At 63.1% G+C, this 12,480-nt stretch carries 10 protein-coding genes; 2 read left to right on the top strand and 8 right to left on the bottom strand.

Going from position 1 to position 12,480, the window contains the following annotated elements:
• Positions 1-30: 30 nt before the first annotated feature.
• Positions 31-2,076, top strand: coding sequence for a hypothetical protein (locus tag J2W94_RS03020; protein WP_310090185.1), 2,046 nt, complete (start codon positions 31-33; stop codon positions 2,074-2,076).
• Between the two features lie 89 nt (positions 2,077-2,165).
• On the opposite strand, the gene J2W94_RS03015 is transcribed toward J2W94_RS03020, so the two are convergent.
• The 8 genes from J2W94_RS03015 to J2W94_RS02980 form a co-directional block, all read right to left on the bottom strand.
• Positions 2,166-2,972 (bottom strand): glycosyltransferase family 2 protein, encoded by an 807-nt coding sequence (locus J2W94_RS03015; RefSeq protein ID WP_310090183.1) that lies wholly within the window; start codon positions 2,970-2,972, stop codon positions 2,166-2,168.
• Positions 2,969-4,183, bottom strand: coding sequence for a hypothetical protein (locus J2W94_RS03010; protein ID WP_310090181.1), 1,215 nt, complete (start codon positions 4,181-4,183; stop codon positions 2,969-2,971). The genes J2W94_RS03015 and J2W94_RS03010 overlap by 4 nt, the downstream gene beginning before the upstream one ends.
• 116 nt (positions 4,184-4,299) lie before the next feature.
• Positions 4,300-4,899 (bottom strand): polysaccharide deacetylase family protein, encoded by a 600-nt coding sequence (locus J2W94_RS03005; RefSeq protein ID WP_310090179.1) that lies wholly within the window; start codon positions 4,897-4,899, stop codon positions 4,300-4,302.
• Positions 4,900-5,182: 283 nt separating this feature from the next.
• Positions 5,183-6,322: a glycosyltransferase gene (locus tag J2W94_RS03000; RefSeq protein ID WP_310090177.1), complete on the bottom strand. Its 1,140-nt coding sequence runs from the start codon at positions 6,320-6,322 to the stop codon at positions 5,183-5,185.
• Positions 6,319-7,668: a phenylacetate--CoA ligase family protein gene (locus tag J2W94_RS02995; RefSeq protein WP_310090174.1), complete on the bottom strand. Its 1,350-nt coding sequence runs from the start codon at positions 7,666-7,668 to the stop codon at positions 6,319-6,321. Before J2W94_RS02995 ends, J2W94_RS03000 begins: the two co-directional genes overlap by 4 nt.
• Positions 7,665-9,221: an oligosaccharide flippase family protein gene (locus tag J2W94_RS02990; protein WP_310090172.1), complete on the bottom strand. Its 1,557-nt coding sequence runs from the start codon at positions 9,219-9,221 to the stop codon at positions 7,665-7,667. The genes J2W94_RS02995 and J2W94_RS02990 overlap by 4 nt, the downstream gene beginning before the upstream one ends.
• A complete protein-coding gene (locus J2W94_RS02985) occupies positions 9,218-10,513 on the bottom strand; it encodes an O-antigen ligase family protein (protein ID WP_310090170.1) in 1,296 nt (431 codons plus the stop codon). Before J2W94_RS02985 ends, J2W94_RS02990 begins: the two co-directional genes overlap by 4 nt.
• Positions 10,514-10,531: 18 nt before the next feature.
• On the bottom strand, positions 10,532-11,596 hold the full coding sequence (locus J2W94_RS02980; RefSeq protein ID WP_310090168.1) for a polysaccharide deacetylase family protein: 1,065 nt from the start codon (positions 11,594-11,596) through the stop codon (positions 10,532-10,534).
• Positions 11,597-11,789: 193 nt separating this feature from the next.
• On the opposite strand from J2W94_RS02980, the gene J2W94_RS02975 reads away from it, so the two are divergent.
• Entirely contained in the window at positions 11,790-12,467 is a 678-nt protein-coding gene (locus tag J2W94_RS02975; RefSeq protein ID WP_310090166.1) for a J domain-containing protein, read from the top strand.
• The last annotated feature ends 13 nt before the right edge of the window (positions 12,468-12,480 follow it).

Here is a 12,480-nt window from a genome sequence, read left to right as displayed (position 1 = left end):
TGTTGTGCGCGCGGCTTTAGGAGAATCCCCGTGCACCACCCCATACACGCACTATCCCGTGCCTTGCGCCCGCTCGTTCGCCGCAAGCGCCTGATCGCTGCCTCCCTTGTCGGCAGCGCCCTCCTCGCCACCATCACTGTTTCCAGCGCGGCCGGTCTGCTCGGTGATCGCTGGGAGAAGCGATCGCAAGACGCTTGGCAACAATCCATCGTCGCCACACGTCGCGTACAGACTTTTGCCCGCGCCTATTCGGAAACGCTGCTGCCAGTAAGGCTGATGGCCATGTTGCGCGCCCGCGCGCAGGCCAACTCCACGACGCCGAGCCGCCCAGCGCCCACGCCAACCACTGCGCTTCCGGCAGCAACAGGTCCCGTCATGAGCGGCGGAAGCGGTGGACCGCAGATGGCGAACTCTTCGTTGCCGCGCCTGATCCAACTGCCTTCCGTGCGACGCTACGTGAACCTCAATTCTGCGGCGTATACGCGCTTCAAAGGCTGGGTGGACTCGGCAGTGAACGGCAGCCCCGGATACGCCTTCGCGGCCAGCGAAGCCGCGATGATGTACCAGCTTTCGCCCGAGTCGAAATACTGCACGCTGGCGGTGAACATGGTCGAGCGGCAGGTCGCCGATGCCGAGGCCGCCATCGCGGCCGGCAGCAACCCGGAAGTAGCGGGAGATTCCTATCTCGAAGTCGGCCCGATGATCTCGGATCTGTCGATGACGCTGGTTACCTGTTCGGCTTTCATTAGCGGCGCACAGCGGACCCGCTGGTCGGCGTATGCGGAGCAGACGGTATGGAACATATGGAACTACGGCAGCGCACGCTGGGGTAGCCGTTCGGCACCCTGGACGGGTTGGTCGGTGGACAACCCCGGCAACAATTACCATTACAGCTTCCTCGAAGCGACCATGTACTGGGCGCTGGCCACCAACAACGCCACCTGGATGTCCGAACTGCGCAATCGCCGCCTGCCCGCGCTGCAGGCGTATTTCGCCAGACTGCCGGGTGGCGGCAGCAGCGAAGGCACTGGTTACGGCACCGCGCAGATGCGGCTGTTCTCGCTGTACCACCTGTGGCGCGACGCCACCGGCTCGGACCTGGCCAACACCAACACGCATGCGACGGACAGCATCTACTACTGGATCAACGCCACGGTGCCGACCATGGACCGCTTCGCGCCGATCGGCGACCAGTCGCGCAACTCCGTCCCCGAGCTGTACGACTACCACCGCCGGCTGGTTTTGGAAGCGAGACAGACCGCCAACGGCGATGCCGCGCAGCGCGCCGCCACGTGGTGGTTGAGCAACATCATGATGAAGAACAGCAGCGGCGTGGTGGTGCCGGGCACGCAGATGAATTCGGGCTTCAACTTCCGTTACGACCTGCTGCCGGCCGGCACCGTCGCCACCCCTCCCTCCAATCTGGTCTATCACGCCACGGGCGTCGGGCATCTGTTCGCCCGCACTGGTTGGGACACCAACGCGATGTGGGTAGCGATCGTAGCCGGCCCCTACAACGAGAGCCACGCGCATCAGGACCAGGGATCTTTCACGCTGTTCTCGCGCGACTGGCTGGCCGTCACCGCCAACATCTGGAGCCACAGCGGCATCAACCAGGGTACGGATGTGCATAACCTGGTGCGCTTCGTGCGCAACGGCAGCGTGGCGCGGCAGTGCGAATCGAGCACGAAGAAGTCCACGATGACCGTGACGCCGGGCAGCGGCGGCGACTTCACCGCCAACGCCAATCTGACGCCCGCCTTCTGCGATAACACTGCGGTGACTTCCTGGCAGCGCCAGTTCACCTTTGGCGGACGCAAGTTGACCCTGCGCGACACCTTCGCGATGACGGCAGGCACAGCTGCTACCTTCCAGGTCAATACGCCCGTGCTGCCGACCCTGGTCAACAGTCGGGAAGCGCGGGCCGGACGGTTGAGGGTTCGCGTCCTCGAACCTGCGAACGCCACGATCAACAGCAACTTCAGCAGCGGGAAATACGTCGAAGACGGTGCGGGCTATCGCATCGACGTGACCGGCGGCACCACCGGCTACCTAGTGGAACTTTCCGAAATCTGATCGCACCGGGTGGTGGGAAACCGGCTAGCAAGAAAACAAACGAAGATGCCGTCTGCTCAATGCAGGCGGCATCTTCGTATCGGCACCCGTCAAACCGCCGCCAGGCCACGCTTCGAAAGCGCGTGCCTAACGTAGTGGAACATGTACCAGGCTGCCTGCCAGAGGGTGAGATGCTCGGACTCGCGATACACCCGCCACTGCCACCGCGCGGCCCGCAGTTTGTTGGAAGAAACCGAACCGTTGCGCACCAGGTAATAGGCTAGTGGGCCTTCGTGGCGCACGCGCACGGCATGGCCCGCACGGCGAACGCGGTCCAGCCAGAATACGTAGTCTTCGTGGCCCATGCGCACGAAAGGCACGTCGCCCAGACGGCGGTCGTAGACTCCGGTGAGGTTGCCGATGTGGTTGCTTTTCAGCATATCGCCATAAGCGATTTCGGCAGGCGGTTCGACGCAGGACAGCAGATGACCGTCTTCGGCGACGCGCTGGTAACCGGCGTAGGAAACCAGCGCGCCGCTTTCCTGCATTTGCGCCAGTTGCAATTCCAGTTTGCGCGGGTCCCACCAATCGTCGCTGTCCAGGAAGGCCACATGGCTGCCCGATGCCGCGCGCAATCCCGCGTTGCGGGCCTCGGCCACGCCCGCGTTCGCCGGCTGGCTGACGATCTTCACGCGCCGATCCTTGTCGGCGTATTCGCGCATGATCCGGTCCGATCCATCGCGCGAACAATCATCGACCAAGACGAGTTCTAGGTTGGTCAGCGTCTGCCGCAACACCGACTCCACCGATTTCCGCAGCGTCGGTTCCGCATTGAATACGGGCATGATCACGCTTACCAGCAGTTCTGCGGGATGGTCGGCGCCGTCGGCGGATTGCAGGGAGGTGGCCGTAGTCATGCGGCGGCTCGCGCGGAATCTTGTGCAGCGCCGGCCCACGAAGACTTCGGAGGCGGCAGAACGAAGTCGCGATAGGCGTTCGGGTCGCCTTCCTTGCCTGCCTCGGCCGCCTTGATGATGTTGTAGACCTCGCGCGCGCTGACGTAATGCAGCACGTAGCGCTCGCCATCGTTGTAAGCGCGCTCCAGATGCGCATGCATGGCGTCGGTCGCGGGACCCAGCAGTGTGTCCATGTCGGTTTCCTGGGTGCCGTGGGTATGCACTTTCACGAATACCCATTCCGGCCTGCCTTCGACATGCACGCCGGTGCGCACCCAATCGTCTACGCGCTGCGCGGTCGGCGGACAGCCGCGACGCACGTCCGCGTTCTCGATGCGCGGCACCAGCCCCGCCCTGCGGTCGCGCCAATTCAATCCCAGCGGTCCCTGCACGATCATCAGGTCGCCGGTCGCGCTGCCGCCCACATGCACCGCCACGCCGTCGTCATGCGATTTGGGATGCTGCGGGTCGTCGGTGGCGTAATAGATGGAATTGATGGTGCGAGTCTGGGTATCGCTGGGCGCGGACGGCAAAGTGAAGTCCGCGTAGCACCCCAATTCCCGCAGCAGGATCAGTTCGTTGTTGAGACCACACCAGCGCCCGTCGCTGCGCGAGTTGTCCAGGCACCAGTTGCCATGGATGAAGCCGAAGCTCAGCTCGCCGGTCGCCGGATCGCGCGACAACGCGCCGTGGCGTTCGTGCAACGTCTTGCAGAAGCGGCTGATGCTTTCGCGGAAGTTCGCTTCGGTATCGTTGTCGTGGTGCAGGTGTATTTCGAGTTCGCCGTAGCCGTCCGCACAGAGCGCGGCGATCTTGTCGAGGTGTTCTTCGGCGTATTCCTCTTCCGGATAGAAGAAGCTGTGCTGGGGAGGGCGTCCATCGGCATCACGATGCACCGAGGCGAGCGTCCGGTAATCTCGGCACCAGCGATCCACGCGCGCGCGCTGGGTTTCCAGATCCGCGCCATGCCACATAGGTTCGAAGTGATCGACGAAGCAGAACATCACATGCACCGGTCGATCGGTCACACGCGGGGCGCGCGACATCTGGCGACGCAGATAGCTGCCGATCCAGATTTCCATGTTGCGCGCACGCAACAAACGCCAGACCACGAAAGCCGCAGCGACGCCGACCAAGACGGCCGCTATCGCCACCCATTGCAGAATGCCCAAGACTCCCCCTTACCTGCCGCGATCCGGCTACTGCCGTTACATGACAATCCAACGGCATAAGCGCCCTGCTCAGGCCAGTCCGGAGCTCCGAAAACCGGTTTTCGGTAATCGGCCGGTCAGGCTTCCGCGGGCAAAGCTTCCAGGGCGAAGCCTTGGGCCTTCCACTCCGGAATCAGGTGGGCGAGCATCTCCAGCGACAGCGTGCTGTCGTCGTGCATCAGCAGGATATCCCCCGGCCGCACCGGGTGCCGGCGGATGATTTCGATCAGCTCGGCCGCCGGACGGCGACTGTAATCCAGGCTGTCGTAGGACCAGTAAGTCGCACGCCGGCGTCGACGGAAGAAGTTGGCCAGCATGCGCGGCGGCATCACCCCGCGCGGCGGCCGGAAACTGTGCCGCGGCTGACCGTCGATGCCGCTCAGCAGCGCATCGGTGCGATTGACTTCATCGAGTTGCTCGGACAACGACAACTTGTCGAAATGGGGATGAGTGAACGAATGGTTGCCCAGCGTGTGCCCTTCCAGGGCGATGCGGCGCGCCAGCTCCGTGTTCGCTTCGATCTGGCGGCCGATCAGGAAAAAACTGGCTTTTGCTTCATGGCTCGCCAGCAGATCGAGCAGCGGGGCGGTGTGCTCGGGATGCGGACCGTCGTCGAAGGTCAGGTACAAGCTGCGACGCGCACGCGAACCCGTCGTAGTCACCAACGAGCTGGGCAACCAGCGGAGGATCCTGAGTTTTCTGGGCCGGGGCGTCATGTGATGGAAAATGGCAAAGGTTGCGGTGAGAGTATGCGGAGTCTGAGTGGATGATAGGTCGCGTGAAGAAATACCCTCAACTCACACTTACTGTTGCGATGATAGTTCCTCTCCCGAGTTGCTTGTTCGCTTGCGAGAATGAGGTGGTGAACGCGATTAGTTCGCTGTCCGCAAAGATCAAGTCCGTCATGTTTGGGCGTTTGGTCCGCGAGAGAGAAGATGCGGCGTGCGGGCGGTTCGCGGTTCATACGTCGCTCCCTGGGTGCCAAGCCTCATCGCGGTAAAGCGCCTCGTAGCGGGCGGCCATGGTCCGGAACGAACCTTCGTGTGTGACCCACTCGCGCCCTGCCCGACCCATAGCCGTCGCACGATCAGGCGACAACAGCATCTCGACCATGGCCGCGGCGAGCGCATCCGCATCCCGAGCCGGTACCAGCAGACCGTTGATTCGATCTCGCACGATCTCGCCATTTCCCCCTACGTCGGTGGCCACGATAGGCAGTTCGGCGGCGCAAGCCTCAAGCAGCGCGATGGAATAACCCTCGCTGATCGAGGACAAAGCGAATACATCCAGTCCCTGCAGCAGCTGCGGCACGTCCCCGCGATCGCCCAAGAACCGTGTCGCTTCTGCGACTCCTTCGGCCGCAGCGATGGTCTCCAGTTCCATGCGCAACCCGCCGTCACCCACCAGCACCAACGCCGCCTCGGGCACGCTGAAACGCACCCGCCTGAAAGCGCGGATCAGATTGGCTTGGTCCTTCACCGGTTCGAGCCGGCCCACCGTGCCAACGAGCCGGCTTTCCGGCGGCAGCGCCAACTCGCTCCTCAGCCATGCACGTACCGCATGATCCGCGCCCCGGAATCCTTCGGTGCGTATGCCGTTGGGAATGGCCAGCAGCGCCGAACGAGGCGAAACCCCACTGTTGTGCAGGTGCCGGCGCGCGGTTTCGCACACCGCTACCGCGTAGTCCGTCCTCGACATGGAACGGCGATAAAGCCATTCCCGCCGGCTGCGCGGATTGCTTTCGCCCATGCCGTGCCGGGTATTGATCACCCGCTGCAGCGGCAATCCCACCGAGGCCAGCACCGCATGGTAGTGGGCCGCCGCATTATGGGTGTGCAATACGCCGCCGCCCCGCAACAGATCCCGCGCGCGTCGCAGCGCGCGGAAGTCGGCGCCCTTGCGCTTGTTGCAGGTTTCGACGCTGACGCCACTGGCGGACAGTTCGTCGGCCAGCGCACCGCGATCGAACAGGCAGACCAGCCGGCACTCGTGGCCCGCTTCCCGCTGCGCGCCGATCAGGTCTATTACCGCCCGTTCCAGGCCGCCGCGCTCCATGTTTTCGACGAAGTGGGTGATGCTCAGAGGCGCCGTTCCGTTCATGGCAACTCCGAAATCGTAACCCGCAACTTGCCGGTCTGCGTCAGTGGGATTTCATCGACGAATTCGAAATTGAGGGCAACGCTGTCGCCCACTACTTTGAGCAGTTCGCGACGTACCAGGTCTATGGCGGAGGGTTCGAAATCGCGGTCCCGCACGATGCGGATCTCGAATGTGTCCAACTGCTTCTGTACAACTTGGTAACGCTTGATGCCCGTCGCGTACAGGAAAGCGTAGACGATGTACTCGCCGGGGACGAAACGTCCGTCGCGGGTACGCAGCGCATCCAGCTTGCGCCCGTCCACGCTGGCGAGCAACGGCAGACCGCGCCCGCAAGCGCAGGTCCGCGGGCCCGCGGTAGCGAGGTCGCCATTGGCGTAACGCAAAAGCGGCATGCCGTAGTTGTGCAGATCGGTAACGATGATGTCGCGTGGACCCGACTCGTCCTGACCCTCGCCGTTGACGGCACCCAGCTCCACCTTCAGGTGATCGGCATTGACGTGCAGACCGCCGCGATGTTCGCATTCGGCGGCGATCAGCATGAATTCGCGGCAGCCGTAGGTGTTATAGGCAGGGCAACCGAATGCCTGCTCGATGATTCGACGCTGGCTTTCATGCAGGGTTTCCGCCGCGCCCAGGATCCGTTGCGGCCGATGGATGCGCCTGCCGTTCGTGATCAGCCATTCGGCCATCTTCACGATCGGCGCAACGTAGGACACGATGGTTTCGGGGCGGAAGCGATCGATGGCGTCGGCATATTCGGCCATGCGCGCTTCGCTCATCTCGAAGGCGTTGAGCATGTACCGGTTGAAACCCGCATGGTAGAGGCGATCCTTCCGCTTCTGCGCGCCGATCGAAGTACCCCACAGGTACAGCGTGCGCTGCCCCAAGCGCGCGCCGGCCCAGCCGTAGCCCCGCCACATGATGGAAAGGCGCCGTTCGTAACTCTCGCGGGTGTAGCCGAAACGCAAAGGCTCGCCGGTGGAGCCGCCGGTGGTCTTGTAGAGCATTCCGTCGCGATAGCCGGGGGCGATGAGCTTGTCGAAGTTCGCACGGATTTCCGGCTTGTTGAGCACAGGCAGGCGCGCATAATCGGCCGGGCCGGCGATGTCCTCCGGGGCGGCGATGCCCAGCGCCTGCCATCGCTCACGGTAATAAGGCACCTGCTCCCAGCAATGCCGGATCAGATCCTGCAGTTTGCGCCATTGCAGCGCTTCGGTTTCCTCGAGCGTACGCCACTGGCTGCGCTCGTATTCGCGCAGGTAATCCAGCGTCTTGCGGCGGCGCAACCCCGATTCGTATATCGGAAACAGCACGCGTCGGAACAAGGGTTCGTAGAAGCCGCTCATGGCATGCCCTCTCCTGGCGCTCGATCGTGGGCCCACTCCAGCAGCCATGTCCCCATGCGCCGTTTCCCAGGAACGAAACGTTGATACAGCTGCTGCAGATGCTCTATGTCGCCGCGGCTCCAGCAGCCGAGCAGCATCGTCGACGCCAGGTACGCCAACCCCAATAGCAGACCGCCAAACACGACCTGCGCCCAAGGCAGCAGTTGCCCACGCAGCGGCAACGCGACCAGGGCCGCGATCGCGGCCGCCGATGCGATACGCGACATGCGCCCCCAATCCGGCGTGGCGTGGCTGACGCGGATCGCCAAGGCCATCATCGCCGCGGCGTTGATCAACGCCACCAAACCATAGGCGGCGACCGCGCCGGTCAACCCGAAATGCATGATCAGCACCGCATCGAGCAACACCTTGAGCAAGGCGCAGCCGATCACCAGCATAAGGATGCTGCGCTGGCGGTCGGCGCTGACCAGCAGGCTGGATCCGCCCTGGGTCATGGTGGTGATGCACGCGCCCGCAAGGCATACGGCGAACACCGGACCCGCCGCTAGATAGGCGTTGCCGTAGAGCAGATGGATCACCGCACCGGAAAATACCGCGCCGAATGCGATCAGCGGCATCGCCAGCAATGCCAGGTAACCAGTGCTTGCGACGAACCGCCGACCGGCGACCTCGCGCCCATGACTCAGCGCATTGGCCATCATCGGCAGCAGCAACGCTCCGAACACGCCGGGCACCAGCGCCGCCGCGCCGATCGCGAGCTGGTAGGCGACCTTGAACTGGCCCGCGTCGTGGCTATCGGCGTACAAGGTGAGGAACAGCACCTCCACTTCGCTGGCAGCCAGAAAACCGACCGACACCGTGAGCGCGGTCCATCCCATGTGCCGGCGTATCCTGGACATCAGGACATCGGGAATCTTGATGCCGGGCACCCGGTCCGGCACCAGCGGCTTGATCTGGCGAAAAGAAACGCCGTAGAACACCAGACCCGAAATCACGAACACCGCGAGCAGCCATTCCACGCTGGCGTCGAAGAACATGGCCGCGATCACCAGGCCCAGATTGATCGGCGTCGATACCAGCGAGACGATGGCGGTGGCGCGGAAATTCTCGAAACCCTTGGCTACACCGATGTTGAACATGTAGGACGCGCGCAGCGCCACCGACACCACCAGGAATCCCAACAGCATCAAGTGGTTCATGCCGGGCGCGACATGATCGCCGGCGAACAGGAACACCGCCGCACCGGCCAGCAGAACGAACAGCAGAAAAATGCGTTGCGCGCGACGCAGGTAGTCCAATAGGGTCGGGATCATCTCGGCCCGGCCGGAACCGCGCAGTTCGGCCACGAACTTGATCGCCGCGCTGGCGGTGCCCGAATTGGTCGTGGCCACGCCCAGCGCCACCAGCCAGATGACCAGGCTGTAAGCGCCGTACTCGTCCGGACCCAGATGGCGGGCGATGATGATCGACGTAAGCATGCCGAGCACGTACTCGGTGTACAGGCCCACCGAGGAGAAGAACGTGTTGCGAAGGGTATGGGCGCGCGTGTTCATACCGTAGCCAGCAGCACCTTCACCATGATGTAGAGCCCGATCACCCACAGGACCGCGTAGACGGGCCAGCGCACCAGATCCTTGTCCAGACTGAACACCGGAAGGCTGGAATAGGTTTCGCGCAGGCGCACATAGTTGGCCACGATCAGCGCCACCAGCAGATAAAGGATGATCACGTAACTGCGGCTCAGGAAGAATGCCGAGACGAAGTAACCGACCAGTGACAGCAACAGGGTCAGGGTCAACGCCCGGTCATCGCGCCAGCCGGCCACCACCTCGTCGTCCGGCACCTCGGCCGGCACGTCGTCCATCACCTCGTCGCCGCGCTTTAGCACAGACAGCGTCATCCGGAAGCTGTAGCCGGCAATGGCCAGCCAGATGGTGAAGCCGATGATCCCCATCTCGGCCAGCACCAGCACGAAAGAATTGTGCGCCGTCAGCGGGTTGACGTCCGTGTAGCCGCCAGCGCCCACGCCGAACAACGGGTCGCTGATGAACATCTGGATGCCTTCGTACCAGGAATCGATGCGCCCCGCGGCGGACGCTTCGGAAGAATCGAGTTCCTGCATGCGCGAAGGCATGGCCATCAACCCAACCAATGCGCCGACCGCCAACACGCCTGCGGTCATCAGGCCGCGTTTCTGCCAGACGTACACGCCCAGGATCGCCACCATTGCCAGCAGCGTTCCGCGCGAGTTGGTGAGGAATATGCCGTAGACCAGCAGCCCCGCGCCAGTCCACCAGAACAGCCGGCGCAATCCCAGCAAACCGCCTCGGCTGCCCAGATAAAAGGCCATCGGCAGACACATCACGAACAGCATGCCCAGGTCGTTGGGGTCGTTGAAGATGCCCACATACTGGATGCGGGTCTCCTGCGACATCTCGACGCCGGTCCAGCCGATACCGGTCACCGACTGTTCGATGCCGTGCACGGCCAGGACCGCGCCGCAAGCGGCGAACACCGCCATGGTGATGCGCATGCGGTTGCGCGTATCGGCTGCGTTGGACAGCAGCATGAACGCCAGGATCACGGGCGCGAACAGCGCGAACACGAACAGCGCGCCCCCGGTCCAGCCGTTGACCACCTTCGAAATCATCGCCACCAGCAAGAACACCGGCAACAGCAAGTATTGCGGCGCCGCGAACGACTTGCGCGCGGAGAACAGCCAGAACACTGCGGCCAGGATCAGCGCGATCGGCTGCCAGGGCGGGCCCGGCGAGTCGACCACCGCCGGATAGTCCTGGGGCCGGATAATCACCAGGACCAGGTACACCATCATGAAGAAGAACATTTGCCCCTGTAGCTCCGATCAACCTGTTCGCAAACGCGACGAGTAACTGAACACCTCGGGCAAAGCGACCATGGCGCTGAACCACGCGCCATCCATTTCGCTTTCCACCGGCAGCCTGCGCATGCTGTACCGCGAACCCGGCTCGACCACGCTGGTGCCCGCCATGTAGCTGCAGGCCATGCGGAAACCCGCGGAGCGCACGACCTCGACCGTTTCGGTGTCGAAGGCGTCCGGCCCTCCTACCGGATAGGAAAGCACATGCGCCGGCGCGCCGAGCTCGCGCTCGAGCGTGCGCTTGGATCCATTCACCTCGTCGTTCATTTGATCCTTGGGCAGTTTGGCCAGCATGCGGTGACCCACGCCGTGCGAACCGATCTCCATGCCGCCTTCGTGCATCTCCCGCAACTGCTCCCAGCTCATCGGCCGGCAGTCCGGATGACCGGCATCGCGCGGGATGGCCCACTCCCGCTCCAGCCGCGAGATGAGCGCTTCCTGGCCGGCATCGTTCAAGCTTTTCAACTGATCCAGCAATCGAGCGGCCAGCGCACGCCGCTCGGCGAGCGTATCGGGTATGTCCCAATCGACGCCCAGCTCGGGTGCGAGCAACTTCGGCGCCGTCGTGGTGCAGATCATATGCACCAACCAATCGTAGGCATAAGGCATGCCCGAATCGATGTGGCCGGTGGAAACGAAGAACATGGCCGACATACCGAGCTCGCGGAGAATGGGGTACGCGATCCGATAATTGTCGTCGTAACCGTCATCGAAGGTCACTAGGATCGCACCCTTGGGTAAACGGCGATTGGCGTCGATATAGGACAGCACCTGGTCGAAGCGCATCGGGTGGAAATCGCGCTTTATCGACCGCATTTGTTCGCGGAATTGTTCGCCCGTGGCGCTTATCAGCTCCGTGTCGAAACTGAACCCGTCCGGGTCCGCCGACTCCAACACGCGGTGATAGGCCAGGATGCGCAGATCGTGCCGCAAAGCCGACCGCAGCTGCCGCAGCACGGGTAACAGGCCCGCCGCATGGCTTCGACGGGCCAGTATCTGGCGCCTTCCGGCGCGCGACGATAAGGTCATGGAGCTCCCCCTGTTCTCTGCATCACCGGAATGGACAACCCGGTTTGTGTGTGGGCGATCGGTTTACCCCCAAGCCCTGGACCGCCCCGCGCACCCCTGCGCGCCCCATCTCATTTGTGTCAGATTGCACCCGCGCCCGCAAACCTGTCCACTGTAGGATAACCATGGGGAACAAGGACAAGGATTCGCTTGTATGGCGGAAGATACCGACTTCGTTGCGCTTTACGATGAGTTGGGGCTGGATGCCGAGTGCAGCATGGCCGACTTCAAGCGCGCCTATCGCCGACGCGTTGCCCAGTTGCATCCCGATCATCCTGACAATTCCTCCGATATTTCCCGGTTACAACGCTTGAACCGTCTGTATGCGGCCGCGATCGATTTCCAGCGCACCCACGGACGCCTGCCCGGCGCGGTCCGGGTTACTCCCATCGGAATGCCCGACGACGTGTCGTTCGCGTCGAACGACGCGCCGACGCACGACTTCCCTTCATTGTCCGGATCGCCTTCCTATTGGCGTTATGTCTTGTTGGTAGCGTTGCTGGGACTGGTGCTTTATGGCCTTTCCATCCAGGAGCCCGCCACTACCATGTCCGATGCCGCGGAACCGACCGATGCGCCAAAGCAGGATCTGCAACGGCCGGTGCCGGAAAAGCTGCTGGCCATCGGCATGGACGGCAAACAGGTAAGGCGGATACAGGGCGAGCCATTCAACTCCCATGAGCAACGTTGGGAATACGGACCTTCCTGGATCCTGTTCGATTGCGGAAAGGTGGTGGATTGGTACAGCTCGCCCTTGCATCCATTGCGGGTGCGGAGCGCCAGCCCCACCGACAGTGCGCAAGCCCCATCCGGGACGCTGCGCAAATGTTGAAACACAGGGGAAA

The organism is Pseudoxanthomonas sacheonensis, from assembly GCF_031455975.1.
In the GTDB taxonomy this organism is placed as follows: Bacteria; Pseudomonadota; Gammaproteobacteria; order Xanthomonadales; family Xanthomonadaceae; genus Pseudoxanthomonas_A; species Pseudoxanthomonas_A sacheonensis_A.
This window is presented reverse-complemented; position numbering and strand designations above follow the sequence as displayed.